At 69.8% G+C, this 26242-nt stretch carries 26 protein-coding genes; 8 read left to right on the forward strand and 18 right to left on the reverse strand.

The window, feature by feature from the left end; genetic code table 11:
- Nucleotide 1: 1 nt before the first annotated feature.
- From pgaC to pgaA, 3 genes are read right to left on the reverse strand one after another with little or no spacing between them, the layout of a single operon-like run.
- Entirely contained in the window at nucleotides 2-1303 is a 1302-nt protein-coding gene (gene pgaC, locus BM013_RS23635; protein WP_093130089.1) for a poly-beta-1,6-N-acetyl-D-glucosamine synthase, read from the reverse strand.
- Nucleotides 1300-3411 carry a poly-beta-1,6-N-acetyl-D-glucosamine N-deacetylase PgaB gene (pgaB, locus tag BM013_RS23640; protein WP_093130090.1) on the reverse strand — a complete coding sequence of 704 codons (2112 nt, stop codon included), beginning with the start codon at nucleotides 3409-3411 and terminating at the stop codon, nucleotides 1300-1302. Before pgaB ends, pgaC begins: the two co-directional genes overlap by 4 nt.
- Nucleotides 3408-5693: a poly-beta-1,6 N-acetyl-D-glucosamine export porin PgaA gene (pgaA, locus tag BM013_RS23645; RefSeq protein WP_177225545.1), complete on the reverse strand. Its 2286-nt coding sequence runs from the start codon at nucleotides 5691-5693 to the stop codon at nucleotides 3408-3410. The genes pgaB and pgaA overlap by 4 nt, the downstream gene beginning before the upstream one ends.
- 644 nt (nucleotides 5694-6337) lie before the next feature.
- Here pgaA and BM013_RS23650 point away from each other — a divergent pair.
- Together BM013_RS23650 and BM013_RS23655 are read left to right on the forward strand one after the other, a co-directional pair.
- The gene (locus tag BM013_RS23650; protein ID WP_093130092.1) at nucleotides 6338-8521 is read left to right on the forward strand and encodes a sensor histidine kinase; all 2184 of its coding nucleotides are present in this window, start codon (nucleotides 6338-6340) and stop codon (nucleotides 8519-8521) included.
- Complete coding sequence (locus BM013_RS23655) at nucleotides 8518-9132, forward strand: response regulator transcription factor (RefSeq protein WP_093130093.1); 615 nt, start codon at nucleotides 8518-8520, stop codon at nucleotides 9130-9132. The genes BM013_RS23650 and BM013_RS23655 overlap by 4 nt, the downstream gene beginning before the upstream one ends.
- Nucleotides 9133-9261: 129 nt before the next feature.
- Here the strand turns inward: BM013_RS23655 and BM013_RS23660 are convergent, their stop codons facing one another.
- The gene (locus BM013_RS23660) at nucleotides 9262-9555 is read right to left on the reverse strand and encodes a type II toxin-antitoxin system RelB/DinJ family antitoxin (protein WP_093130094.1); all 294 of its coding nucleotides are present in this window, start codon (nucleotides 9553-9555) and stop codon (nucleotides 9262-9264) included.
- Between the two features lie 207 nt (nucleotides 9556-9762).
- Between BM013_RS23660 and BM013_RS23665 the strand changes: the two genes are divergently transcribed.
- From BM013_RS23665 to BM013_RS23675, 3 genes are all read left to right on the forward strand, one after another.
- Nucleotides 9763-11103 carry an MFS family transporter gene (locus BM013_RS23665; RefSeq protein ID WP_093130095.1) on the forward strand — a complete coding sequence of 447 codons (1341 nt, stop codon included), beginning with the start codon at nucleotides 9763-9765 and terminating at the stop codon, nucleotides 11101-11103.
- A gap of 64 nt (nucleotides 11104-11167) precedes the next feature.
- Nucleotides 11168-11365 carry a hypothetical protein gene (locus BM013_RS23670; RefSeq protein ID WP_093130096.1) on the forward strand — a complete coding sequence of 66 codons (198 nt, stop codon included), beginning with the start codon at nucleotides 11168-11170 and terminating at the stop codon, nucleotides 11363-11365.
- Nucleotides 11366-11575: 210 nt separating this feature from the next.
- Complete coding sequence (locus tag BM013_RS23675; protein ID WP_093130097.1) at nucleotides 11576-11914, forward strand: PRC-barrel domain-containing protein; 339 nt, start codon at nucleotides 11576-11578, stop codon at nucleotides 11912-11914.
- A gap of 85 nt (nucleotides 11915-11999) precedes the next feature.
- Here the strand turns inward: BM013_RS23675 and BM013_RS41280 are convergent, their stop codons facing one another.
- Entirely contained in the window at nucleotides 12000-12158 is a 159-nt protein-coding gene (locus BM013_RS41280; RefSeq protein WP_177206580.1) for a hypothetical protein, read from the reverse strand.
- Between the two features lie 398 nt (nucleotides 12159-12556).
- Here BM013_RS41280 and BM013_RS23680 point away from each other — a divergent pair, with 398 nt between their 5' ends.
- Nucleotides 12557-12751, forward strand: a complete 195-nt coding sequence (locus tag BM013_RS23680; RefSeq protein ID WP_093130098.1) for a hypothetical protein — start codon at nucleotides 12557-12559, stop codon at nucleotides 12749-12751.
- A gap of 19 nt (nucleotides 12752-12770) precedes the next feature.
- Here BM013_RS23680 and BM013_RS23685 read toward each other — a convergent pair whose 3' ends face one another.
- Genes BM013_RS23685 through BM013_RS23695 form a run of 3 tightly spaced genes read right to left on the reverse strand, consistent with a single transcriptional unit; the run spans nucleotide 12771 to nucleotide 14494 of the window.
- Entirely contained in the window at nucleotides 12771-13919 is a 1149-nt protein-coding gene (locus tag BM013_RS23685; RefSeq protein WP_256221627.1) for a YihY/virulence factor BrkB family protein, read from the reverse strand.
- A 51-nt stretch (nucleotides 13920-13970) separates the two neighbouring features.
- Nucleotides 13971-14312: a hypothetical protein gene (locus BM013_RS41285; protein ID WP_177225546.1), complete on the reverse strand. Its 342-nt coding sequence runs from the start codon at nucleotides 14310-14312 to the stop codon at nucleotides 13971-13973.
- A gap of 32 nt (nucleotides 14313-14344) precedes the next feature.
- Nucleotides 14345-14494, reverse strand: a complete 150-nt coding sequence (locus BM013_RS23695; RefSeq protein WP_093130100.1) for a hypothetical protein — start codon at nucleotides 14492-14494, stop codon at nucleotides 14345-14347.
- A gap of 272 nt (nucleotides 14495-14766) precedes the next feature.
- Between BM013_RS23695 and BM013_RS23700 the strand changes: the two genes are divergently transcribed.
- Entirely contained in the window at nucleotides 14767-15234 is a 468-nt protein-coding gene (locus tag BM013_RS23700) for a GNAT family N-acetyltransferase (protein WP_256221628.1), read from the forward strand.
- Complete coding sequence (locus BM013_RS23705; RefSeq protein ID WP_093130101.1) at nucleotides 15231-15875, forward strand: FMN-dependent NADH-azoreductase; 645 nt, start codon at nucleotides 15231-15233, stop codon at nucleotides 15873-15875. The genes BM013_RS23700 and BM013_RS23705 overlap by 4 nt, the downstream gene beginning before the upstream one ends.
- A gap of 16 nt (nucleotides 15876-15891) precedes the next feature.
- Here the strand turns inward: BM013_RS23705 and BM013_RS23710 are convergent, their stop codons facing one another.
- From BM013_RS23710 to BM013_RS23755, 10 genes are all read right to left on the reverse strand, one after another.
- A complete protein-coding gene (locus tag BM013_RS23710; RefSeq protein WP_093130102.1) occupies nucleotides 15892-17061 on the reverse strand; it encodes an acyl-CoA dehydrogenase family protein in 1170 nt (389 codons plus the stop codon).
- Entirely contained in the window at nucleotides 17058-17618 is a 561-nt protein-coding gene (locus tag BM013_RS23715) for a nuclear transport factor 2 family protein (protein ID WP_093130103.1), read from the reverse strand. Before BM013_RS23715 ends, BM013_RS23710 begins: the two co-directional genes overlap by 4 nt.
- Nucleotides 17615-18007 carry a VOC family protein gene (locus BM013_RS23720; RefSeq protein ID WP_093130104.1) on the reverse strand — a complete coding sequence of 131 codons (393 nt, stop codon included), beginning with the start codon at nucleotides 18005-18007 and terminating at the stop codon, nucleotides 17615-17617. Before BM013_RS23720 ends, BM013_RS23715 begins: the two co-directional genes overlap by 4 nt.
- On the reverse strand, nucleotides 18004-18768 hold the full coding sequence (locus BM013_RS23725) for an SDR family NAD(P)-dependent oxidoreductase (RefSeq protein WP_093130105.1): 765 nt from the start codon (nucleotides 18766-18768) through the stop codon (nucleotides 18004-18006). The genes BM013_RS23720 and BM013_RS23725 overlap by 4 nt, the downstream gene beginning before the upstream one ends.
- Nucleotides 18765-20894: an acetate--CoA ligase family protein gene (locus BM013_RS23730; RefSeq protein ID WP_256221631.1), complete on the reverse strand. Its 2130-nt coding sequence runs from the start codon at nucleotides 20892-20894 to the stop codon at nucleotides 18765-18767. Before BM013_RS23730 ends, BM013_RS23725 begins: the two co-directional genes overlap by 4 nt.
- A gap of 24 nt (nucleotides 20895-20918) precedes the next feature.
- Nucleotides 20919-21680, reverse strand: a complete 762-nt coding sequence (locus tag BM013_RS23735; protein ID WP_093130107.1) for an enoyl-CoA hydratase/isomerase family protein — start codon at nucleotides 21678-21680, stop codon at nucleotides 20919-20921.
- Nucleotides 21677-22807, reverse strand: a complete 1131-nt coding sequence (locus BM013_RS23740) for an acyl-CoA dehydrogenase family protein (RefSeq protein ID WP_177206578.1) — start codon at nucleotides 22805-22807, stop codon at nucleotides 21677-21679. Before BM013_RS23740 ends, BM013_RS23735 begins: the two co-directional genes overlap by 4 nt.
- A gap of 9 nt (nucleotides 22808-22816) precedes the next feature.
- A complete protein-coding gene (locus tag BM013_RS23745) occupies nucleotides 22817-24025 on the reverse strand; it encodes an acyl-CoA dehydrogenase family protein (RefSeq protein ID WP_093130109.1) in 1209 nt (402 codons plus the stop codon).
- Between the two features lie 95 nt (nucleotides 24026-24120).
- Entirely contained in the window at nucleotides 24121-25104 is a 984-nt protein-coding gene (locus BM013_RS23750; RefSeq protein WP_093130110.1) for a flavin reductase, read from the reverse strand.
- A gap of 38 nt (nucleotides 25105-25142) precedes the next feature.
- Nucleotides 25143-26234, reverse strand: a complete 1092-nt coding sequence (locus tag BM013_RS23755) for an LLM class flavin-dependent oxidoreductase (protein ID WP_093130111.1) — start codon at nucleotides 26232-26234, stop codon at nucleotides 25143-25145.
- Between the last annotated feature and the right edge of the window lie 8 nt (nucleotides 26235-26242).

Raw genomic sequence — 26242 nt, forward strand, 5'->3', positions numbered from 1 at the left:
CTCATTCGCGGTCGATGGAACGGACAATTGCAGGTCTTTCATTGTTGACTCCTCGGTCGGGGCTGGTCCACCGGGCGCGCTTGCCCTTGCGCCGCAGGAGCGTGACCGGCAAGGCCACGACCGTGGTGAACATGTTGATCATCCAGAAGGCAAGCGGGTACCAGATGGTCCAGACGAGATAGCGCAGGATGTTGCGGTCGTAGTGGCGGTCGATCCACAGGCTCACGAACATCTGCAGCATGCAGGTGATGCCCAGCAGCATGCCGTGCCACTCGGGCCAGAACCCGACGTACTGCCACTCGGGCGGCAGGAAGCGGCGCACCAGCGCGAGCACCAGCACGCAGAACATGGCGTAGGCCCACACCACGCTCGCCAGGTATTCGGCAAAGACCGGCCACATCATGAAGTTGCGCGGCCTGATCACCTGGCCCGCGTAGCGCAGCAGGGTCTGGATGCCGCCGGTGGCCCAGCGCTGGCGCTGGCGGTACAGGCCGCGCACGGTCTCGGGCATGAGGATCCAGCACAGCGCACGGGGTTCGTAGCGCACGCGCCAGCCCTGCAGCTGCAGCTTCCAGCTGATGTCGATGTCCTCGGTCATTACGTCGGGGCTCCAGAACTCGACGTCGAGCAGCGCCTTGCGGCGGAACATCGACAGCACGCCCGACACCGTGAACAGCCGCCCCGCGAGCTGCTGCGTGCGCTTGATGAGCCCGATGTTCGACGAGAACTCGCCCACCTGCATGCGCCCGAGCAGCGTGGTACGCGTGCGGATGCGCGGGTTGCCGGTGACCGCGCCCACGCGTTCCGAATGCAGCATGTGGGTGAGCATCCAGGCGATGGCGTCGGGGTCGATCAGCGCGTCGCCGTCCACGCCCAGGATGTACTCGCCGTTGGCCAGCACGGCCGCGGTGTTCAGCGCCACCGCCTTGCCCTGGTTGCGCGCGTGGTGCACCACGCGCAGCGCGGCGTAGCGCCCGGCCAGCGCGTCGAGGACCGGGCCGGTGTCGTCGCTGCTGCCGTCGTTGACGGCAATCACCTCGTAGTTGGTGTAGCGGCTGCGCATGAGCTGCTCGATGACCTCCTGCACCTGCGCGCCCTCGTTGAAGCAGGGCACGATCACGCTCACCAGCGGCTGCTCGGGCAAGAGCGGCAGCGGGTCGGTGCGCAGGTGGCGCCGCCGCTCGAACACCAGCGCGTGCGCGATGCCGCCGGCCATCCACACGTAGGCCGCAATGAAGGGGTAGTAGAAGACGTAGTCGAGCAGCACGCGGACCGCGCCGGCGCCCCAGAAGTCGGGGTTCATCGCGATGCTCCCGGCTTGGCGGGCGCCAGCGCCGGCGGGGTTTCGAGGCTGTCGACCTTGCCGCCGCGCAGGTTGGCGCGCACCGACAGAATGTCGCGCACCGTCACCAGCGGCGGCTGGCCCTCGAGAAAGTCGTCGGGATAGATGGCGACATGGCGCGCGCCCAGCCGGTGCAGCAGCGTCCACTGGCCGGCCAGGGTGGCGCTGTCGACCATGCGGCCGCTGCGCCAGTCGCGCGCCTGCAGCTCGAACACGGTGCGCTCGAGCCCCCGCGGCTGCGCGGCGACCTGGCGAAACAGCGCCTCGAGCCAGGCCTTCGGGTCGGCGGCCTGCTCCATGAAGGGCATCGCCATCACGGCCGTGTAGTCGTAGGCCTCGAGCGACTGCGCCAGGCTTTGCGCGAACCACTCCTGCGACGCGGGCTCCAGCACGGGCCGCGCATAGAGGTTGCGCGCGGTCAGGATGTCCGGCTGCCATTCGCGCGCACGCTGCGCGAGCGCGAGCGTGAAGTCGGTGAGCTGGCGCGTCTTGAACGCGGTCCACTTCGCGCGCAGCGCGGGGTCGGCGCGCAGCGTCGCGATGTTCGCGGGCAGGCCCTGCGCGGAGAGCTCGCGCAAGGCGGCGGGGCTGGCGTCCTCGTCGTCGCTGTAGGTGGCGTCGTCGTGGAACAGCAGGCCCGCAACGGGCGCGTTCTTCGCAAGGTCTTCGTAGATGTCGCCGATGAGCGCACGCACGCGCGGGTCGGCCGGCGAGAGGCGGTGGTAGCGCACCTGGTCGCGCGCCGCGGGCGAAGCGGGCTCCAGGTGCGTCACGCGCACATCGGCCAGCGGGCTGCTGGCGGGCAGCTGGAAGGCGAGCACCGGCATCCATGCATACACCTCCACGCCGGTGCGGGTGCGCAGCTGCCAGGCGACGCGGTTGAACAGGTCGGCGCGCATCGGCATGTGGCGGTTGGGAAAGTACAGCGCGTCGGCCGCGCCGTCGCCGTCGGGGTCCGCAAAGGCCTGCAGGAACACCGCCGACGGACCCACGGCCTGCACCCGGTCGAGCAGGCGCGAGAGGTTGGCCTCCTGCTGCGCGGGGTCGGGGTCGTACACGTTGTCGAGGTCGATGTGCATCGCGCGCTGCAGCGCGCGCGGGTCGGGCCGCGCAGGCGCGCGCAGCAGGCTGAAGTCGGGCACCGCGATGTCGTAGGTCGCCAGGCCGCGGCGGATGGTCTGCAGCGGCACGTCGGCCGTGTTGGGGCCTTCGTCGAGCGTGAGCGTGATGGGCATGCCGGCGCGGTCGGCCGCGCGCAACGCGGCCTTGTTGTAGGCGCCGTACGGCCAAACCATGGCGCGCACGCGGGTGCCGGTGCGTTGCTCGATGAGGCCGCGGCTGCGGCGCAGGTCGGCCTCGACGCGGGCGATCCACGCGGCATCGTCCTCGTAGCGCCCGGTGGCGCTGTCGTAGCGGTGCGTGACGGCGGCCGGCTGCAGGTTGCCCTGCGGATTGCCGGGCACGCCGGTGTGGATCGCGTCGCCGTGGCTCGCGAACTCCACCAGGCCCGAGGCGCCCATCTCGCGCGCCTGGTCCCAGGTGATGAAGGCTTCGCGCCGCACGGCGTTCGTCGCGCCGTAGCCGCTCACGACCTGGCCCGGCGGCACTTCGAGCCACCCGGTGACCAGCGCCATGACGGCGGGGTAGTTGAACTGCTTCAGCAGCGGGTAGACCTTGGCGTAGAAGCTTACGTAGCCGTCGTCGAAGCTCAGCAGCACGGCGCGCGGCGGCAGCGGCGTGCGGCCCGCGCGCGCATCGACGATCTGCTGCAGGCTCACCGGCTGGTAGCCGGCGCTGCGCAGCCACGCGAAGAAATCGGCGACGGTGCGCTCGTCGAGCGCGGTGGGTTCGGGCTCGCCGGCGAAGCTCTCGCGCACGTTGTGGCGCACGTCGTGCATCGCGATTGCGCGGAAGGTCTTGCCGTCGTCGGCATCGGGGGGCGGCAGGGCCTGGGCATGCGCCGCGGCCGCAAGAACCGACAGCAGCGGCAGCAGCACAGCAGCCGTGGCAGCGCGCAGCGCGCGGCCCCACGTTCGGCCCGCAAGGGCCTCCACATTTTTATTCTTCATTGGAACGGCACCGACAGGTTGAGGTAGACGAAGCGGCGGCGTTCGCGCACGCCATCGTAGGGGTGGCTCGCAATGCCGAGGCCGTAGCTCAGCGTCGCGGAACGGCCGAAGACCCATTCATGGCCATAGCGCAGCGACCACAGGCCGCCGCTGCCGAAGCCCTGCTGCCGGTAGCTGCCGGCCTCGATGCCGACCACCTGCGAGAAGCGGCGGTCGTCGCGCTTCCAGCCGAGGTACTTGCCGGTGAGCCCGAGCTGCAATGCGCTTTCGCCGCGCGGCGCGAAGTAGGCGACGTCCTGTCGGGCGTAGCGCGCGGTCTCGCCGCTCAGGGTGCCTTCGAGCTGGAAGCGCGGCCCGCTCACCAGGCGCTCGCGCCAGCTCAGGCCGAGCGCGTCGCGGCTGTTGCCGTCGCTGAAGTCCATGCGCTGCAGGCGGCCTTCGAAGGCGCGCGACTCGTTCACCACATAGGTGCCGCCGAACTCGAGCGAGCGCGCGCCGACATTGGCAAGGCGTGCCTTCCACGGCGTCTCCAAGCTGTTGGAATCGAAGCGCGCAGACAGGCGCCATGCATCGCTGGCGCGGTAGTCCAGGCCCAGCGCAACACCGGTGCGGTAGCGGCCCTTGTCGGCCTGGTGCAGTTCGGCGCTGGCCTGCCAGCGGCCCTGCAGGTACTCCACGCCGACACCGGTGCGCGACAGGTCGGCGTTGCCCAGCGAGGTGTCGCCGCGCGCGAACACCTGGCGCAGGAACAGGCGCCAGCTGTCGTCCCACAGCGGCGAGGACAGCTTCGCGTCGACGCGCCAGTCGCGGTCGGCCAGCACGCTGCTGCCATGGCCCTGGCCGCCGTCGGCGTCGATGTCCAGGCGCGGCGCGCGCAGCGTGTCGCGCTGGGTGATGGCGTTGCGCACCGCGATGGATTCGGGCGCCTCGGCCTGCAGGCGGTCGGTGAGCTCGCGACCGGCGCGGATCTCGCCGGCATCGAACAACGCGCCCGCATAGCCGGCGCGCGCCGCCACGTCGTCCGGATGGTCGACGAGCGTCTCGCGGTAGCGGCCGAGGGCTTCGTCGGGCTTCTCGCGCAGCTTCATGGTCTCCGCGAGACCCGAGCGAAAGCCGCTGTTGAGCGGCGCGAGCGACGTGAGACCGCGAAAGCTGGTCTCGGCCTGCCAGGGGCGCTCGGTGTAGAGCTGGTAGAGCGCGCGCAGGTTGCGCACCTCGGCGTACTCGGGGTTGGGCCGGCCCTGCTCGGGCGTGAGGCGCAAGAGCGGCGGCGTGGCCGCCTCGAGCTGGCGCAGCAGCGACTCGGCGTCTTCGAAACGCGCGGTGTCGAGGTACGCGTACACCAGGCCGGTGTGGGTGTCGCTGGGCACGGGTATCGCTTCGCCGCCGGCGCGCAGCGCGGCTTCGTAGATCGGCACGGCCAGGTCGGAGCGGCGCTGCTGCTGGTAGGCGCCGGCCACATCGGACAGCGCGTAGTACGGCAGCGGCTCATCGGCGTGCTGCGCTTGCCATTGCGCGTAGCCCGCGGTCACTTCGGTGAAGCGGCCGCGCGCGGAAAGAGTCGTCAGATGGTCCGCGTACAGGCGCAGGTAGAGCGCCTTCCAGCGCGGCGCTTCTTCGTCGCCCGCGGGTGCGCTGTGTTGCACATGGTCCGCCGCGTTGACCAGTTCGGACGCATACAGCGGCAGCAATTCGTCGATGCGCTCGAAGCGCCCCGCGCCCCCGCCCACGCGCTGGTTGCGCTCGCCGATGGCCCAGCGCAGGCGCTGGCCGAGGGCCTGCTGGCGCAGGCTGGCGAGTTCGAAGTCGCTGAAGCTGCCCGGCGTGGCGCGCTGTGCCGCCTCGGCCTGCGCGAGCGCTTCGGTGATGGCGCCCATGTCCTCGAGCGCGAATGCGTTCTCGCGGCGCACCACGCGCTGCGTGGGCGCGAGCGCCGTGAGGCGCAGCTGCAGGATGCGGTCGTCCACACGGCGTGCCGCGACGAAAGCGGGTTCGACGGCGTAGGCCGCGAGCCGCTGCAGCGGCACGGCATGCGCCCAGCGCACGGCCTCCTGCGGCTGGTCGGCCGCCAGCGCCCACACCACGGCGTCGGACGCGATGCGATCGCGCTGCGCGTTCGTGGTGGCTTGCGCGAACCAGCCCGTCAGGGCGGCGAACGCATCGGGCGGCGTGACGGTGCCTGCGCGCACCTGTTCGACGAGCGCGTCATGCGCCTGCGCGCTGTAGCGCGTGGGCGCAACGAGTGCAACGGGCGCGGTGGGCAGCTCCGGGCGGGTCGCCACGGGCGCATCCGAAAGTGTCGAAGCGGTTTGCGCCAAGACCGGCGCGGACGCAGTCAGCCACACAACGGCCACCACGAACGTCGTGGCTGAAGCGGTGAGGGTGCGTGCGTGTGGGGCTTTGAGGTCGGGGCGGGCGGGGTGTGTGACAGCGTTGTTTTTTCTCAAGGTCCGGCGAAACGTTTTTGGAACGTTCTTCTGGTTCGTTTACTTATGTCTGCGAACCATATCGCCCGACCCATGGAACCGGCTGTAGGAGATGATCAAGAAAGTGAGTCTGCTGGTAAGCACACGTTAGCTAACCAGCGGAAGTTGAATCCAAAACGCGAGCAGCGCCGTACGCCCTCAGGGGCGTACGGCGAAATGCCGGCATCGCGCCAGCCAGGCGAAACATCTGCTTGCCGAATGAAATCCACGCAACCGGATGTTGCGGTGTATGAGGCTTCGGACAGGCCCCGCCGGTTCATTCGGCCCGATGCTCGACGGTGCGCGCGCGATACGCCCGGAGCGTCGGATCTCCGCATCGACGGCATTGCGCCCTGGCCAGTTCCTCCCCTCTGGCTCAGCACCACCACGGCGCGTGTTTTCGCGCGAAGGGCAAAATTCGCCCCGCCGCACCGGTCGGCGCCTTTCGCCGATCCCGCCCCATGCCCCCTCTTTCACCCCAACCGCCCGTGCCGTCCACCGCGACGCCCCCGCCGCGACGCCGCACGCGCAGGGCCGCCGCCTGGCTGGCCGCCCTGGCGCTCGCCCTGCTCCTGATCGGCCTTGCGGCCCAGTGGGCCGCCACCCGCGAGGCGAACTTCCAGGCCGACTCCATTCGCCGCGCCATGGAAGTCCACGTGCTCGGCCTGCGCGACTCGGCCGGCAAGTACAGCTACCTGCCGTACACCGCGGGCGTGCACCCGGCCGTGCTGGCCGCGCTGGCACACCCGGAAGACGCCGCCGTGAAGCAGCGCGCCAACCTGTACATCGAGGAGGTGAACCGTCAGGCCGGCTCCGATGCGCTGTACCTCAGCGACCTGCAGGGCCTCACGCTGGCGGCCAGCAACTGGCACACGCCGCAGAGCTTCGTGGGCGAGTCGTATGCCAACCGGCCCTACTTCATCGACGCGCGCGCGGGCCGCGGCGGCATGTTCTACGGCGTGGGCCAGACCACCGGCGAGCCGGGCCTGTTCATCTCGGCGCCGGTGCGCGCCGACGGCGGCGCGGTGCTGGGCGTGGTCACCGTCAAGGTCAGCCTGCGCCAGCTGCAGGAGGCGTGGACCTTCGTGCGCGACCCGATCCTGCTGAGCGACGCGCGCGGCGTGGTGTTCCTCAGCTCGGTGCCGTCGTGGCTCTACCAGACGCGGCGCGCGCTGGCCCCCGGCGAGCTCGAGCGCGTGCGGCACGACCAGCAGTACGGCGCGCGCACCAGCTTCCCGGCGCTGCCGTGGAAGGTGCAGCGAAGCGACGAGCAGCCGGGCTACCTGGTCGCCACCGACATCGGCGGCAAGCCGCGCCGCTTCCTGGCGGTGGACGAGCCCCTGCCCGACCTGGGCTGGACGCTCACCGTGATGGCCGACCACGCCGAGGTGACCCGCGCGCGCGAGCGCACCTGGATGCTCGGCCTGCTGGGCGCGGGCGTGCTGCTGCTGGGCGGCCTGTACTGGCGCCTGCGCGAGCGCCGCTTCGCCGAGCAGCGCGACGCGCGGCGCGACCTGGAGCTGCGCGTGCGCGAACGCACCCACGCACTCGACGAGGCCCACGCCTTTCGCAAGGCGATGGAAGACTCGCTGCTGGTGGGCATGCGCGCGCGCGACCGCCAGGGCCGCATCACCTACGTCAACCCGGCCTTCTGCGACATGACCGGCTACGGCGCCGGCGAACTGCTCGGCAAGCTGCCGCCCTACCCCTACTGGCACCCCGACGACGTGAGCCAGCACTGGCACCACTACGACGCCATGATGAGCGGGCAGCCCGCGCGCTCGGGCTTCGAGTCGCGCCTGCGGCACCGCGACGGGCACGAGGTGATCACCATGGTCTACACCGCGCCGCTGATCGACGCCGACGGCCTGCACAGCGGCTGGATGAGCTCGGTGGTCGACATCACCGAGCAGAAGCGCGCCGAGCTGCGCCAGCGCCAGAACGACGAGCAGCTGCAGCACGCGCAGCGTCTGGCCAGCCTCGGCGAAATGGCCTCCACGCTGGCCCACGAACTCAACCAGCCGCTGATGGCGCTGAGCAATTTCGCGAGCGCGGCCAAGGCCTTCGCGGAACAGGGCAACCAGCAGCTGCTGGTCGACAGCCTCGACGAAACCATGGCGCAGGCCCAGCGCAGCGCCGAGATCGTGCGGCGCATCCGCGGCTTCGTGCGCCAGCGCACCGTCGGCACCGAAGACTGCGCGGTGTCCGCGCTGGTGACCAACGCGCTGGCGCTGCTCAAGGGCGAGATGCGCCAGCGCCAGGCACGCGCCGAGGTGCGCGTGCAGCCCGGGCTGCCGCCGGTGCGCGGCGACCGCGTGCTGCTCGAGCAGGTGCTGCTGAACCTGCTGTCGAACAGCCTGCAGGCCATGCAGGCCACGCCGCCCGAGCAGCGCGTGGTGGAGGTCGAGGCCGAGCGGCTGGGCGCGCGCGTGCACATTCGCGTGGCCGACCGCGGCGCGGGCATCGACGACGCGCTGGCCGAGCAGGTGTTCGCGCCTTTCTTCACCACCAAGCCGGGCGGGCTCGGGCTGGGCCTGAACATCTGCCGCACCATCGTCGAAGCGCACCGGGGCCGGCTTTCCTTCGCCGACCGGCCCGGCGGCGGCACCGTCTTCACCCTCGAGCTGGAAATTCCATCGCCATGAACGCTCTTGCCAACAACCTGTGCGTGGTGGACGACGACGAGGCCGTGCGCCGCTCGCTCGGCCTGCTGCTGCTGTCGCGCGGCTACGCGGTGCAGACCTTCGCGTCGGGCGAGGCCTTCCTGGGCGGCGCCGACCTGCAGCGCGCGGGCTGCGTCATCCTCGACCTGCGCATGGACGGCGTGAGCGGGCTGCAGGTGTTCGACGCGCTGCGCGCGCAGGACAGCCCGCTGGTCGTGCTCTTCCTGTCCGGCCACGGCGACATTCCGATGGCGGTGGAAGCGGTGCAGAACGGTGCCTTCGGCTGGCTGGAAAAGCCCTGCAACGACGAGCGCCTGCTCGACAGCATCGCCCGGGCGCTGGAGCGGGCCGGCGAGATTGCCGTGCGCCGCCAGGCCCGCCAGGCCGCGCAGGCGCTGTGGGACAAGCTCACCCCGCGCGAGATGCAGGTGGCCCGGCTGGTGGCCGAGGGCAAGCCCAACAAGCAGATCGCCCAGGAACTCGCGCCGCTGGAGCAGCGCACGGTGGAAACCCACCGCGCCCATGCGTTCGCCAAGCTGGGGCTGGCGAACAGCCACCAGCTGGACCGGTTCCTGCGGGAACACGACCTTTAGGGCTTGCCTGTTTCGATGAGGTGGCGTGGCGACCGTCGGCCGGGGCGCCCACCCTCCGGAAATCGAAAATCCGCTCCCGATCGTCCATCGCCAACGGCGACCATTCGAGCTTCACGCGCTGCCCTTGGCTCACACCTTGCGCCGTGCAGCCGCACGGCGCCTGGCGAAATGCGCTTCGACCTCCTCATGCGAAAGCGCCGGGCGCGGATCGTCCAAGGCTTCGTGGACCTTGGCCCGGAACCAGGCGTCATGGGCCTCCTCGTTGACGGTCGAGCCCGGCGGCAGCGCGCCCTCCCTGGCCACACGGGTCAGCACGATCCTCACCACATCCGGGATGGTGAGGCCGATGTTGCCAAGCACCTCGGTGGCGCGTTCCTTCACCTCGGCGTCGATGCGGGCGTGTATCAATGCGCTCGCAGCCATGGCAAACCTCCAGTCGGTGGCAGGGCGTCAGTGCAATTCAACCGAATGACAAACTGGCGCCCGGACCGGCGCCAGGAGACGTCCTGTAAGTCTTTCTAGGTATTTACCCTTGCGTACCGATACGTAGCCGCGCGGCGGGCGGCTACGGACGACAGCGCGGCGCCTGCCGGACAGACTCGAAGGCAAGACGACAAGGACTCCCCCAAAATGACCACCCTCGCCAATGCCGGCGGCGCCACCACGGCAGCCTCCGACGCCGACAACCACACGCCCTACACCTTCGAAGAGAAGCGCAAGCGCATCTTCGCCATCTTTGCCGCTTCGTCCGGCAACCTCGTGGAATGGTTCGACTTCTACGTCTACGCCTTCTGCGCGATCTATTTCGCACCGGCGTTCTTCCCCAAGTCGGACCCGACCGTGCAGCTGCTCAACACCGCCGGCGTGTTCGCCGCCGGCTTCCTGATGCGCCCGGTGGGCGGCTGGCTGTTCGGCCGGCTGGCCGACCGCAAGGGCCGCAAGACCTCGATGGTGGTCTCGGTCACCATGATGTGCGTGGGCTCGCTGATCATTGCCTGCCTGCCCACCTACGCGCAGATCGGCGCCGCCGCGCCCGCGCTGCTGCTGGCCGCGCGGCTGCTGCAGGGCCTGTCGGTCGGCGGCGAGTACGGCACCACCGCCACCTACATGAGCGAAGTGGCCATGCGCGGGCAGCGCGGCTTCTTCTCGTCGTTCCAGTACGTCACGCTGATCGGCGGCCAGTTGCTGGCCGTGGTGGTCGTGGTGGTGCTGCAGCAGTTGCTGGACGACACCGAGCTCAAGAGCTGGGGCTGGCGCATTCCCTTCGTGCTGGGCGCCCTGGCCGCGGTGGTCGCGCTGATGCTGCGCCGCACGCTGACCGAGACCGCCAGCAACAAGACCCGCGCCGCCAAGGGCGCCGGCACCATGCGCGAGCTGTTCACCCACCACAAGCGCGCGTTCCTCGTGGTGCTGGGCTACACGGCCGGCGGCTCGCTGATCTTCTACACCTTCACCACGTACATGCAGAAGTACCTGGTGAACTCGGCCGGCATGTCGATCAAGACCGCCAGCAACGTGATGACGGCCTGCCTGTTCATCTACATGTGCATGCAGCCGGTGTTCGGCGCGCTGTCCGACCGCATCGGCCGCCGCACGAACATGCTGCTGTTCGGCGCGCTGGGCGCGCTGATGACGGTGCCCGTGCTCAGCAACCTGCAGAACGTGGGCAGCCCGCTGATGGCCGGCGTGCTGATCACCCTGGCGCTGGCGGTGGTGAGCTTCTACACCTCGATCAGCGGCATCGTGAAGGCCGAGATGTTCCCGCCCGAAATCCGCGCGCTGGGCGTGGGCCTGTCGTACGCGGTGGGCAACGCCATCTTCGGCGGCAGCGCCGAGTACGTGGCACTGGGCCTGAAGTCGATCGGCCACGAGTCGTACTTCTACTGGTACGTGACCGGCATGATGGCCCTCGCGTTCCTGGTGAGCCTGCTGCTGCCGAAGCAGGCCTCCTACCTGCACCACGACAAGTAAGCAGGCCCGCACGACGACAGAGGCGCCGGCCGGCGGCGTCATGGATCGGCTTTAAGCTCGTGCCATGCGCACGACGAAAGAGGTCCGGCTCTGTTGGGAATATCGGCTCGCCGTGGACACCGCACAGCACGCGGTGTCCACCGGCTGGATGGCCGACACGCCGGCCACCCGCGCGATCATGGAAGAGATGATCGGCAACATCGGCGGGCTCACCGCCCTGTCGAGATGGTGGACGGAGGAACGGGAACGCCCGGCCGGCTGACGCAGTCACGCCTCTCTTCCCGCCATTCCTTCGCCTCTTCTTCGCCTCTTCTTCCCATCCCCTCGCGCCTCTCGAATCACGCCGGGAAGAATCCCTACAGCGCAAGTCGCGCATCGCCGATCAGGCCCCGCCGCCATGCGCGCGAAACCTCCGGTCCTGGGCTTTGATGCAAGGCCGGCGCCTCCCAGACGTGCCGGCAAGGAGACAGCCATGGCGATCTCGGCAAATGTGATTTCTTCGGACCGGGTGGAGGGCACCAGCGTGTACAACGCGGCCGGCGACAAGCTCGGAACCATCGACGACCTGATGATCGACAAGCTCACCGGGCAGGTGCGCTATGCCGTGCTCGAGTTCGGCGGCTTCCTGGGCATCGGCACCGACCGCTACCCCATTCCCTGGAACGTGCTGAAGTACGACACCGCTCAGGACGGCTACGTCGTGCCGCTGGACAAGGCCACGCTCGAAGGCGCGCCGAAGTATGCCGACGCCAGCGTGCCGGCCTATGACGACAGCTACACCAGCAGCGTCAACAAGTACTACGGGTTCTGACGCGCTCGGGCATGCGGCACGCCCGTTTCCGGGCATGCGTAACGCCCGCTTCCGGGCGGGCGCGCATGCCGGCTTCGTGCCGGCCTCAGTGCCCGGCCTTTTTCGGCTCGGCTGGCGCCGGTGCGGCCTTCGGGTCGCTGGGCAACTCGGCGGGCGTGCGCCCGTCGGGGTTCATGCCGGTCTTGGGCTCGGCGGTCTTGGAAGGGCTGCCGGGGGAATCGACGCTGCGTCTCTTCGTGGTCATGTCGGCCTCCTTGGCTTTGACTGTCTCTGTCTGCTGGGTGAATTGGATGTTTGCAGAACCGGATTTCAGCCTAGGCCCGCTCGGGAGCGCAGCGGTGAGACAAGCATCGCAGCGTGTGTAAGCGCAATCCTGCGACGCGGCATTTGCCTTCATGGACGCATGACTGCACGCACAACGTGCACGACAGCGGCGAACGAGCCGCACGGCTTTGCTGTTCAACGCCGCAAGAAATTCCCACCTGATGCCCACTTCCATCAAGCGGCGTAGACAAAAGCAATAGCCGCAGATCATTCGCGGGGCGGCCTACCTCTTTCGATCATCGCGTTGCGGAAGCCGTCCTACAGACGCACCGCGGCCGCAGGCGCAGCCTTGGACCACAGGGTTGAAAGGCTTCGGCGATGAACACCATCCATGCGGAAGATCCACGCGAAGAAGTGAGCACAGAGCGGCGCGCCATGGGCTGGTCGGCGGTGCCGATCGTGCTCGCACTCGCACTGCTGGCCTGCGAGGCCTTCACCGACCCGTCCAGGGGTTTCGAGGCGCGCCTCATCGAGACGCTCGCCGTGATGGCCGACCACGCGCCGCTGAAATAAGCGGCGCCTACCAGCTCTCTCATACCGCCTGCCGAGGGCGGACGCGCCGCTTGCGGCGCGAGAGCATCCTGCTGGCCACGCTCACCACCGCCAGCACCATCAGCTGGCGCGCCAGCGCCGACACCGCCGTGCGCGCGCGACGTTCCACGAGGCGCTGCGTCTTCAGCAGCTTCGCGTCACTGCCCGGCGCCGGCCGGCCCACGGCATCGGTGCCCGCCTCGGCCTGCCGCGCGGTCTTGTCGGTGGCGGCCTGGGCCTTGGCCGCGGCCACCGAGCCGTGCGTGCTCGCGTAGACCTTGGTGAACTCCGCGCCCAGCAGGAATATCTGCGCCGCGTAGTACACCCAGGCCAGCAGCACCACGAGCGAACCGGCCGCCGCGAACGACTCGGTCACGCCGCTCTTGCCCAGGTAGAGCCCGATCAGCACCTTGCCGACCTCGAACAGCACCGCGGTGACGACGGCGCCGATCCACACGTCGTGCCACGCGATGGGCGCGCTCGGCATGAACTTGAAGATCATCGCGAACAGCAGCGTGAGGATGGCCAGCGACACCAGCACGTTGACCGACTGCAGCAGCAGCTCCCAGCCCGGAAAGAGGCCGGTGCTCCAGCTGCCGAACGCGGCCAGCGCGGCGCTGACGATCAGCGACACCATCAGCAGGAACGCGAGCCCCAGGATCAGCCCGAACGACAGCACCCGCGCGCGCAGCACGCCCCACACGCCCTTGGGCTTCACGCGCTCGGGCACGTGCCAGATGCGGTCGAGCGCGCTCTGCAGTTCGGCAAAGACCGTGGTCGCGCCGACGACCAGCACGCAGATGCTGATGGCGCCGGCGATGAGCCCGCGCGATGGCTCGCTGGCGCTGCGAATCAGGCCTTGCACGGCCAGCGCGCCCTCCTGCCCGATCAGGCCGGACAGCTGCGCGGCGATCTGCCCCTGTACCGCCTCGGCGCCGAAGAGCGCACCCGCCACGGCGATGACGATGACCAGCAGCGGCGCGAGCGAGAACATCGTGTAGTACGCGATCGCCGCCCCCATGCTGGGCGCGAAGTCGTCGATCCACGCCATCACCGCGTCCTTGCACAGGCGCAGGAGCTTCGCCAGCGTCGATGCGGGTCGCGGGTCAGGTTCGGGCGCTGCGGTGGGCAGGGTGGTGGTTGAGGTCAAGGGCATGCTCCGGGGCGAAGTCAATGTCTCGCCTCGCCGCGGACCGCCCGGTCAGTGCACGCGCCGAAGCTTCGTGAGCGCATAGCCCACGGCCAGCGCCGCGCCGCCAGCCAGCACGCCGGCGCCGACCGCCTTGGGCACCGCGGAGCGCCACGACTGCTTGCCCGGCGCGGTATCGCGCGCCCCGTGTGAGTCATGCGACGCGGGATGCACGGCCTTGCTCACGCTGACCGACACCGGGTCGCTGGCCGGAAACGACTCCTCCAGGCCGTGGTCGATGGCCGGCTCGGTCGGCGTCTCGGTGACGGGCTTCGTGCGTTCGGGCGACGCGGCCGGATGATGGGCCGATGTGGGAAACGCAAACACGCCGGGGTTGGGGGCGGTGGTGCTCATGTGTGTTCTCCTGGATTGGTACGGGGCCGCCGTCAGTGGCGCTTGAAATACTGGACTTCCCGTTCGTGCTGCTGCGCTTGCGCGAGCGAGTCGAAGGTGCCGAGGTTGCGGCGCTTGTGGGTCTTGGGATCGACCTTGCGGGCGTAGAGGCGGTATTCGCCTGAAGCGAGTTTGCGGATCATCGAAAGCTCCTTGAACGGTTCATGGGTTGGAAGATCGCGAACCTTCAATCTGGGCGGCGCTGCGCACGCTCGGTGTCGGACAATTTCACCTGCCGTTGCGGGAACCGGTGCGCGGCCTCATCGCATCGAACGGCCAGGCCGACATGCCGGGGCGCGCTCGACAACGCCATGCAGCGGCCTGCATGGCCCAGTCCAAAATGCATTTCTTGGGCCTGTCGCCTGGGCCTCTTCATCGCCAGAATTCCTTGATGCCATCCGACCAAGGACAAGGAATGAACGCCACACCGACGATGCCAGCCGGCTTCGCCATCCGCCACGCCGAGAGCGAGGCCGAACTGCAGGCCTGCTGGAGCGCCATGCACCAGCTGCGCCCGCACCTGCAGAACGCACAGGACATGGCGCAGCGCGTGCACCGCATGCGCGAGGACGGCTACCGCGTCCTTGCCGCATGGCGCGGCGAAGAGGTCATCGCGCTGGCTGGCTACCGCCTGCAGGAAAACCTGGTCTACGGGCGCTTCCTGTACGTCGACGACCTCGTCACGCTCGAGAGCGAGCGCGGCGGCGAATGGGGCGCGCGCCTCATCGACGCCACCACGCGCATCGCGGAGGAGGCCGGCTGCGTGAAGCTGGTGCTCGACACCGGCCTGTCGAACGCGCTGGCCCAGCGCTTCTATTTCCGCCAGGGCATGCTGACCGGCGCCATGCGCTTCAGCAAGGTGCTGCAGGGACCCGCGCGATGAAAGCGATCGGCAGCATCCTGCACATCACGGCCAGCCCGCGCGGCAACGCGTCGTTCAGCGTGAACTTCTCGCAGCGCATCGTCGAGCGGCTGCTGGCGCGCGACCCGAATGCGGCCGTGGTGCGGCGCGACTTCGGCGCCATCGGCTTGCCGCACGTGGACGAAACCTACGGCCACACGCTGGCGGGCTCGTGGCCGCTGCGGCCCGACGCCTGCGAGCGGCCCGGCTCGCTGGCGCAGTCCGAGCGGCTCATCTGCGAGCTCGAGTCGGCCGACGCGCTCGTCATCGGCACGCCGATGCACAACTACACGGTGCCGTCGGTGCTGAAGGCGTGGATCGACCATGTGCTGCGCGCGCACCGCAGCTTCGGCTTCTCGGCCGAGGGCAAGGTCGGACTGCTCGCGGACCGCCCGGTCTACATCGCGGTGGCGTCGGGCGGCGGCTACACGGGCGAAGGCACGCTGCAGCCCGACTTCCTCACGCCCTACCTCGAGGCGGTGTTCCGCACCATCGGCATCCGCGACCTGCACTTCTTCCCGCTGCAGCGCACGGTATTGGGCGCCGAGGTGGTGGCCGAGGCGTTGCGCGGCGTGCAAGCGCTGCTCGACCGCAAGCTGCCGATGCCGCTCGCAACGGCCTGAGCGCGCCCTTGCATTCTCAGGATGCCGCGGCGTCCTTCGCGGCCAGCGCCAGCGTGCGCTTCGCGATGTTGACCAGGTGGATCTGGCTGGTGCCCTCGTAGAGCCGGAACAGCCGCACGTCGCGGTAGAAGCGCTCGGCCACGTTGCCGGCGATGAAGCCGCTGCCGCCGAAGACCTGCACGGCCCGGTCGGCGACGCGGCCGCACATCTCGGAGGCGAACAACTTGCACATCGACGCCTCCATGGTCACGTCGATGCCGTCGTCGCGCTGGCGCGCCGTTTCGAGCACGAGCGCGCGCGCCGCATGCACCTCGGTGTTGCTCTCGGCGATCATCTGCTGCACCAGCTGGAACTCGCCGATGGGCTGGCCGAACTGCCGGCGCGACTGCGCCTGCCGGGCCATCTCTTCCACCAGCCGGATCGCCGGGCCTATGCACAGCGCGGCCAGGTTGATGCGCTGCTTGTTCAGCGTCTTCATGGCCGTGCGAAAGCCCTGCCCTTCCACGCCGCCCACGATGGCAGACGCCGGCACGCGCACCCGCTCCAGCGTGACCTCGCCCACCGGCGAGCCGTGCTGACCCATCTTGCGGTAGGGCTGCGAGGTCGACAGGCCCGGCGCGCCTCGTTCGACCAGGAAGGCGCTGATGCCCGCAGCACCCTTGGCACTCATGTCAGTCCGCGCGAACACGGTGAACAGGTTCGCGATCGGCGCGTTGGTGATGAAGCACTTCTGCCCCGTGATGACGAAGCTGTCGCCATCGCGCACCGCCACCGTCTTCTGCGCCGTCGCGTCCGAGCCGGCCTCGGGCTCGGTGAGCGCGAAGCAGCCGGTCAGCTCGCCGCTGGCCAGGCGCGGCAGGTAGTGGCGTTGCTGCGCCGGCGTGCCGTCGACCACGAGCGATTCGGAGGCGATGCCGGTGTTGCCGCCGAAGCGCGCACGGAACGCCGTGGCGACCTGCGAGACCTCGAGGTTCACCAGCGTGAGTTCTTCCGTGGTCAGGCCGGCGCCGCCGAAGTCTTCGGGAATGCTGTGGCCGAACAGGCCGATGTCGCGCATGCGCTGCACCAGCGGCTCGGGAATCTCGTCGTCGGTGTCGACCCGTGCTTCGACCGGGCGGCATTCGTCCTGCACGAAGCGGCGCACGGTGCCAAGCAGGGCCTGGAATTTTTCGCGGTCCCTGATCATGTGTTCTTTCCGTTGTCCGCTGCACCTGCATCGCGTACATCGCGCAGCAACGCATACAGCATGTCGTGCGGCGCCGCGCAGCCCACCGGCTGGCGCGCGCCGAACAGCACGGCGTCGCTGCGCACGAGTTCGGGCCGCTCGCGCTCCTCGATCCAGTCGTACACCACGGTGCGCGCGGCAATGCGCCACTCGCCCAGGCGGCGCTCGAAGCGGTCGAGGTAGCGCCCGCACAGCAAGGTGCGCCTGGCGGGCGCGTCGGCCGGCGCCTGCAGCGCGAAGAAGCCGCTTTCCACCGCGGCGGTGGTGCCGTGCAGCTCGATCGAGATGTTGTTCACCTGGTGCACGCGCCGCCCGCCCTGGCGCAGCCGCTGCAGCGCCTGCGTGATGAAGCCGTCGGCGCTGCCGTTCCAGGCGCCGTGGCAGTCGGTGGCGTCTTCCCAGTAGGCCGAGCGCAGCGCCTCCTCGTCGACGCGGTCGATGCCGCGGCAATAGCGGAACAGGCACTCGCGAATGGCCTCGCGGTCGAGCAGCGCCTGCAGCGGTGCGCGCGGGTTCATGCCGCCGGGGCCGCGGCGCGCTTGAACAGCTGCACCACGTTGCCTTCGGGGTCGCGCAGCGACATCACCGCGCCGTGCGAGCCCATGTCGCGCGTGCCGATGACTTCGCCGCCCGCGCCGGTGATGCGCTCCTGCGCGCCGGCGAAGTCGCTCACCTCGAACACCATCACCAGGCCCGACGCGGCCGGTGCGGCTTCTTCGGTGCAGGCCAGCGCCACGCTGGTGTTGCCCACGCCGTACTGGAACCAGCGGTCCTTGTCGCGGAACTTGAGCTTCAGGCCCAGCGCCGATTCGTAGAAGGCATGCAGCTCGGCCGGGCGTTGCGCGACCACGTAGACGTTCTGCAGGCGCAGCGGCGAAGGGTCGACAGGAGTGCCTTCGGTGCTCACAGCGAGGTCTCCGACGCACCGCCGTCCAGGCGGATCACCTCGGCATTGACGAAGCGCGAGCCGTCGCCGGCCAGGAAGCAGATGGCGTCCGCAATGTCTTCCACCGTGCCGAGGCGGCCCAGCGGCGTGCGCGCGATGCGCCTGGCGTCGAGCTCGGCATTGCGGTGCTTGGCCGTGCCTTCGGTCGGCACCGCGCCGGGTGCCACGGCGTTCACGCGGATGCCGCGCGCGCCCAGGTCGGCCGCCGCGGCGCGGGTGATGCCAAGCACGCCGGCCTTCAGGCCGCTGTACACCACCGAGCGCGCGGGCGACTTGAAGCCCGCGATGGAGGCCACGTTGACGATGGAGCCGCCGCGTTCCGGGTCCATGACCTCGGCCGCGGCCTGGATGCCCCAGATCACCGACTTGAAGCCGATGTCGACCATGCGGTCCATCACCTCGGGCGTGACTTCCATCAGCGGCTGGTAGCGCACCCAGGCCGCGTTGTTGACCATCACGTCGAGCCGGCCGGCTTCGGCGTGCAGCCGCTGCACGGCCAGGCGCATGCCGTCCCGGCTCGACACGTCCTGCGGCACCGCCACGGCCTTGCCGCCGAGCCGGTGGATTTCGGCGACGGTGTCTTCCACGAACTCGGCCTTGAGGTCGTTCACGCCGACCGTCGCGCCCAGGCGGGCGAAGGCCAGCGCGGTGGCGCGGCCGATGCCGTGGCCCGCGCCGCTGATGAAGGCCACGCGGCCTTCGAGGGACAGAGGTGCATTCATGGCTTGTCTTTCGTTTCGGGCACCAGCAGCGCGTCGAGCGCGAAGGCACCTTGCCCGTGGTCCAGGACCACCAGCGGGTTGATGTCGATCTCGCAGACGCTCTGCGCATGCCGCGCGGCGAACTGCGACAGCGCCGCCACGGCGCGCGCCGCGGCCGCCACGTCGGCCTTCGGCCGGCCGCGCGCGCCGTCCAGCAGCGCGAAGGCCTTGAGCGAGCGCAGCATCTGCATCGCCTGCGCCTCGGTCACGGGTGCCACCTGCAGCGCCACGTCGCGCAGCACCTCGGCAAAGATGCCGCCCAGGCCCACCATCACGACCGGGCCGAAGACCGGGTCCTTCGTGGTGCCGAGGATCAGCTCGGTGCCGCCCTGCGCCATCTGCGCGACCAGCACGCCGGCGATGCGCGCCCGCGGCGCCTTCTGCGCCACGCGCGCCAGCATGGCGTCGTACGCTTCGTGCAGCTGCGCCTCCGAACGCACGCCGACCACCACGCCGCCGACCTCGGTCTTGTGCGCGATGTCGGGCGAGACGATCTTCAGCACCAGCGGAAATCCGATGTCGCGCGCGGCCGCCAGTGCCTCGTTCCAGCCGCTGGCCGTGACTTCTTTCAGCACCGGAATGCCGGCCTGCGCAAGCACGGCCTTGGCGCTCGCTTCGTTGGCAAAGGCCTCGGGCGGCAGCGCTTCGGGCGAAGGCGATGCCGTCGGCGCCTGCACCTGCTCGCCGCGCGTGCCCAGGCGCACCAGCGCGGCCAGCGTGGCGCACGCGGCGTCGATGGTCTCCACCGTCGGCAGGCCCATCTCGTTGAGTTGCGCGATGGTCTCGCGCGGCGCCTTGCAGCACAGCAGGATGAGCCGCGACGGGTGCGCGCGGCGCACCTCTTCCAGCGCGGCGATGTACACGTCGCGCAGCCGCGGCATCTGGAAGGCGTAGGCCGACTGCAGGATCAGCGCGTCGCAGCTGGCGTCTTCCGCCACCGCCGACAGCACCTGCATCAGCAGCTCGGGCCGGCTCGACACCTGGGCCGTCATGTCGACCGGGTTGCCCGGCGATGCGTACGGCAGCGCCGCCACGATGCGCTGCTGCGTGGCCGCGGAGAGCTTCGGCAGTTCCAGCCCCTGCGCGCTGGCCGCGTCGGCCATCAGCACGCCGAAGCCGCCGGATGCGGTGACCAGCGCCACGCGGTTGCCCTTGGGCGCGCGCGCCGTGCCGACCACCGACACGGCATGGCCCACCTCGAGCAACTGCTCGATGCTGGGCACGCGAATGGCGCCGGCATTGCGCAGCACCACGTCGAACACGGCGTCCGAACCCGCGAGCGCGCCGGTGTGCGAGGCCGCCGCTTCGCTGCCCGCCAACGACACACCCACCTTCAGCACGACCACCGGCTTGCCGGCCTCGCGCGCCATGCCCAGTGCGCGCACCAGCTTGGGCGCGTCGCGGCAGGTTTCCATGCAGCACAGGATGACCGAGGTGGCCGCATCGGTTGCCAGCGAGGCGATGCCGTCGGCAATGTCCACGTCGCATTCGTTGCCCGTGGTCAGCAGGCGGCTGATGCCGATGCCGCGCTCGGCGGCCAGGCGCATCGTGTAGCTGCCGAGGTTGCCGCTCTGCGACACGATGCCCACCGGGCCCGCGGCCGGAAAGGCCGACTCCAGCGCCACCGAGAAGGTGGCGATGCTCTTGTCCGCCACGCCGATGGAGCCCAGGCAGTTCGGCCCCACCACGCGCATGCCCGACGCCCTGGCGACCTCGCCGATGGCCGCCTGCAGCCGGCTGCCTTCTTCGCCCATCTCCGAGAAGCCGGACGACAGGATGACGGCCGCGCGCACGCCGCGCGCGGCGCAGTCCTTCACCGCCTCGAGCACCGCGCCGGGCGGCACCGCCATCACGGCCAGGTCGGGCACCGACGGCAACTCGGCCACGCTCGCATAGGCGGGCAGCGACTGCACCGTGCCGCCCTTGCGGTTGACCGGGTAGATCGCGCCGCGGTAGCCGTACTTCTGCAGGAACTGCAGCGGCCGCCCGCCGATCTTGGTCACGTCGTCGGACGCGCCGAAGATCGCGATGGAGCGCGGCTTGAAGAGCGCCTCCAAACCCCTGCCAACTTCAACTTCGGCTTCCACTTCGACTCCAGCTGTGGCCATCGCTCAGCGCCCCTTGAACACGGGCGGGCGCTTTTCCAGGAAGGCCTGGCGCGCTTCCTTGGCGTCCTCGGTGCGCGACAGCGCCATGGTGATGTTCTGCTCGAAGCGGTAGCCGTCGCGCTGCGGCATCACGTCCATCATGTTGGCGGCCTGCTTGGCATAGGCCAGCGCAATCGGGCTCTTGGAAGCCATCTCCTGCGCGAGGCGCAGGGCGGTGGGCATGAGCTCTTCCGCGGGCACCACCTCGTCGAGCACGCCGCGGCGGTACAGCTCGGCGGCCGGCACGCGCATGCCGGTGAAGAACATGTGGCGCGTGAACGAGCGCCCGAACATGGTCCGCAGCATCGAGACGCCGCCGGCCAGGCCCACGTTGATCTCCGGCATGGCGAAGCTCGCCTCTTCGGACGCCAGGAAGATGTCGCACGCGGCCATCAGGCCGAAGCCCGCGCCCAGCGCTGGGCCGTTGACGGCCGCGATGACGGGCTTGGCGCACTCGCGGATGGCGTTGCCGGTCTCGCGCGTCCAGCGGTTGTGGTCGAGAAAGTCGCCGGGCTTGTCGGCCGAGGGGCGGTCCTTCAGGTCGGCGCCGGAGCAGAAGAACTTGCCGGTGCCGGTAAGGATGGCCACGCGGATGTCGTCGCGCTCGGAGACCTCGTCGAACACCTGAATGAGGCGGTGGCGGGTCTCGCGGCTCAGGGCGTTGACGGGCGGCTTGTCCAGCCGCACGACGGCGACGAACTCGGAAACTTCAAGACTGACGCTCATGACGAACTCCTGGAGACGGGGGACATGCCGCCAGCGGTTGCCTGCGCAACGGCCGCTTCGGCGGGGGAATAGAGCAGGCGCGACGCATGCGTCATGCGGTCGCCGTAGCGGAACTCGGAGGCCAGCAGGCGCTGCGCCATGCGGGTGGCCAGCACCTCTTCGCTGACGCCCATGCCGCCGTGCATCTGGATCGCGCCTTCGGCGCACAGCCGCGCCGTCTCGGCCAGCGCGACCTTCATCAGGCGCAGCGTGCGGCGCAGGTTGGCGGCGCCCCGCTCGTGCTCCTGGAACGCATGCAGCATCAGGCCCTTGGCGCAGAGGTAGCGCACGTACATGTCCGCCGTGCGGTGCCGCAGCACCTGGAACGACGCCAGCGCCACGCCGAACTGGCGGCGCTCCTGCAGGTGCTTCACGGTCTGCTCGATCAGCGTGGTGAGCGCGGCCACGGTGTCGGCCGCGGTGAGCAGCAGCGCGGCGTTGTCGGCCTGTTCGATGGCCGCGTCGGCCGCGGCGCCGCGTGCGATGCAGGCCACCGCCGGCACCGTGACGCCGTCGAGCCTGAAGTCGGCGCTGCGCCGGCCTTCCATCGTGCGGTAGGTGGCCGCGGGTGCGGGCATGTGCTCGAGGTCGACCAGGAACAGCGCCGTTTCGTCGCTGCCCTGCAGCACGGCGGGCACGATGTAGTGCGTGGCCGCGAGCGACACGTCCACGCCCTTCACCTCGCCGGTGAAGGCGTAGCCGATGTCCAGCTGCTTCGCCGTGACGGCGATGTCGTCCAGCGAAGCCGAGAGCGCCGTCAGCGGCGCGATCTTCGCGCTGCCTTCGCACACCGCCTCGAGCCAGCGCGCGGAAATGTCGGCACCGGCCGCCTGCAGCAGCAGCGGCGCAACCGCGCAGGTTTCCACCACGGGCAGGTGCACGCCGTGCGCGGCCAGCCCGACGACGATGGAGGCCAGGTCGCCCAGCGTGCCGCCGACGCCGCCGGCCGCTTCGGGCACCAGCGTGCAGGTCCAGCCCATCTCGCGCACGGGGTCGGTGCCGGCGAAGTCCTTGGTGTTCTCGTTGTCCTGCGCGAAGCGCGCGGCGGCGTCCAGCAGCATGCCGGGAAACAGGGGGGTGAATGACATCGACACTTTTCAGGCTCCCAGCAATTCATTGGCAACGACGGTGCGCTGCACTTCCGACGTACCGCCGGCGATGGTGCGGGCGCGGGTGAACAGGTAGTTCTGCACCCAGGCGGCGCCCGGCTCACCCTCTCCCTGGTCGACCAGGAAGCGGTGCGCCGCATCGGGCCCCACCGCGTCGAGCGCGATGGTGGTCAGGCGCTGCGCCACGTCGCTGCACATCAGCTTGATGACCGACGGCTGCACGCCCAGCGGGCGCTGGTTCTTCAGGTCGTCGGTGGCGTTGGCGAGCAGCACGCGCGCGCCCTTCACGTCGGCCTCGGCCAGCAGCAGGCGGTAGCGCAGGCTGCTGAAGTCGCGCTTGCCGGCGGCCGCCTTGGCGGCCTCCTCGACCACGCGCGTGACCTGCCGGCGCACCAGCTCCAGCCGCGCCACGTTGGCCGGGGGCAGGCGCTCGCGCTCGAGCAGGAACTTGGCGCAGGTCCAGCCCTTGCCGACTTCGCCGATGAGGTTGTCGGCGCGCACGCGCACCTCGTCGAAGAACACTTCGTTGAGGTGGTGCCAGCCGTCGATGGTGTGGATGGGCCGCACGGTGATGCCGGGCGTGTCCATGGGCACCAGGATCAGCGAGATGCCGTCCTGCTTCTTGGCCTCTTTCGAGGTGCGCACCAGCATGTAGATCATGTTGGCTTCGTGCGCGTGCGAGGTCCAGATCTTCTGGCCGTTGATGACGTACTCGTTTCCGTCCAGCCGAGCGCTGGTGGTGAGCGAGGCCAGGTCGGAGCCCGAGTTCGGCTCGCTGTAGCCCTGGCACCACCAGTCGGCGCCGTCCAGGATGCGCGGCAGGAAGCGCGCCTTCTGCTCGGGCGTGCCGAAGCGGATGATCACGGGGCCGATGTGGCCCAGGCCGTGGTGGTACAGCGGCGGGCAGTCGGACTCGGCCATCACCTCCTCGAAGACCAGCCGCTGCGTGATGTCCCAGCCCGTGCCGCCGTGCTCGCGCGGCCAGCTGGGCGCGCCCCAGCCCTTGGCGGTGAGTATCTGCTGCCAGCCGAGGTACTCGCGCTTGGTGACCTTCTGGCCCGCGGCCACGACGGCGCGGATCTCGGGCGGGCATGCGCTGCGCGCGAAGTCTTCCAGCTCGCGGCGAAAGCCGGCGTAGGCGTCGGCTTGCGCGCCCGCATCGGTGCCGGCGGCGTTCGGGGTGTCGGTGTTCGACATGTTGTCTCCTGTCCTGTGGTCCGGGCGCAGCGCTTGCCGCGCCATCGATTTCGTCGATGCGCTGCCGGCGGCGGCGCATCGGGGGCCTGGCGTCGCTAGGCGGCCGCGGCCTGCACGGGTGCGTCCTTGCGCAGCTTGGTGATCAGCTCGTCCAGCGCGGCCACGGCGCCGCCGGCGTCGCGCCGGCGCAGGCACTGCACCACCTCGCGCCGCAGCGGGAACAGGTCGGGGCGCGGCAGCACGAGAATGACGTGGGTCATGCGTTCGCGCAGGATGGTGGTCATGGTCTGCGCCATGAGCGTCAGGGCCTCGTTGTGGCCCGCGTCGGCAATGGCGCAGAAGAAGCGGCTGGCCGACTCGATGCGTTGCGCGAGCGTGTCGCTGCCCTGGTGGCGCTCGATGTCGTCCACCGCCTTCTCGATCGCGTCGAGCTCGGCGTCGGTGGCGCGCTCGCTGGCCAGGCGCAGCAGCGTGCCGTACAGCGTGCGGTAGGCCTCGTCCAGGTCGGCCGAGCCCAGCCGCCCCTGCACGACCAGCGTGCGCAGCGACTCCGCCAGCATCATGTAGGCGCCCTTGTAGAACACCAGCGCGTGGTCGGCGCCGCCGCCGCCCATGTGCTTCACCTCGCCGATGAAGACGTGGTGGTCGCCCGCCTCGTGGCAGGCGTGCACGCTGCACTCGAAGCTGGCCAGGCAGTCGTCGATCACCGGCATGCCCAGCGGGCCGGCGCGCCAGGCCACGCCCTCGAACTTGTCGGCGATCTTGCTGGAGGCGAAGCGGCCCGACAGCGCGTCCTGGCGCTGCGACAGGATGTTGATGGCGAAGCCCTCGGCCGCGCGGAAGGTGCCCAGCAGGCTGCTGGCCTTGCGCAGGCTGAACAGCACCAGCGGCGGCTCCAGCGACACCGAGCTGAACGAGTTGCAGGTCAGCCCGACCGGGCGCCCGCCGGCGTCGCGCGTCGTGATGACGGCCACGCCGGTCGGGAAGCAGCCGAGCAGCTGGCGAAACAGTGTCGGCTCGATCGGTGCGACCTGCGCGGCGGGCTCGTCGCGGGCCACGTCGGAAACGGCATGGGTCATGGCTTTCCCCTCGGGTGAGTCACTGGGCCGGCGCCGCTTCAGGCCGCGGCGAGTTCGGGCTGGACCTGCGCCACGTGCGGCGGGTCGTTGGCGATCTCGCGCTGCACCGCGGGCATGATCACCTTGGCCCACAGCTCCAGCTGGCGCAGCATGGTCGGGTGGTCGAAGTCGCCCATCTGCGTCTGGAACGCGTAGTGGCAAGGCTTGAGCGTGCGGATTTCCTTCACCACGCGCTCGATCACCTGGTCCACCGAGCCCACCGGCAGGTTGGCGCGCATTTCCTCGAGGCTGGATTCGCCTTCGACCGTGTTCTCCTCGACCTGGTAGTCGTCGGCCACCTGCGCGGTGCGGCGCTTCAGGCTCACGGCAATGCGGCGCTGGAAGCGGGCGCAGTCGAGGTAGCGCTCCACCTCGTCCTTGTTGTCGCTGGCATAGGCCGCGCGCAGCACGCCGACCTTGATCTGGGCCGGGTCCTTGCCTTCGGCGAGCGCGACCTTGTCGATCAGGTTGCGGGTCTGGCGCAGCTTTTCCACGCCGCCGTCGCCGCCCGAGACGAACACGTGGTGGCCGCCGCGCACCGCGCGCGTCACGAAGGTCGGGTCGACGCTGGTGATCCACATGGGCGGCATCGGCTGCTGCACCGCGCGCTGGCTGATGGCGCTCATGGGCTGCTGGTAGAACTCGCCGTCGTAGCTGAACTTGGGCTGCTTCAGGCCCAGCTCGAGCATGTCGAGCATTTCCAGCGTGCGTGCCTTGGCGGTGTCCAGCGAGACACCGAAGCGCTCGAACTCGAAATGCTGGTAGCCCGAGCCGATGCCCAGGTTGAGCCGGCCGTTGGACAGCTGGTCGACCATGGCCACGTCGGCGATGAGGCGCGCGGGCTGGTACAGCGGTGCGACGACAATGCCGGTTCCCAGCCGGATGTTGCGGGTGACCGCGGCGCAATGCGCGATCATGGTCAGCGGCGACGAGCACAGGCCGTAGTTGCTGAAATGGTGCTCGGCGTACCACGCGGCACCGAAGCCCAGCTCGTCGGCCACGCGCGTCTGCTCCACGGCGTCGCGCAGGATCTGGTGGGACGTCTTGTGCTTGTTTCGCTGCTGCATCAATATGAAGATTCCGAAATCCATCGCTGGTC

Origin of the sequence: Variovorax sp. OK605 (assembly GCF_900115445.1) — a bacterium.
Classification (GTDB): Bacteria; Pseudomonadota; Gammaproteobacteria; order Burkholderiales; family Burkholderiaceae_C; genus Variovorax.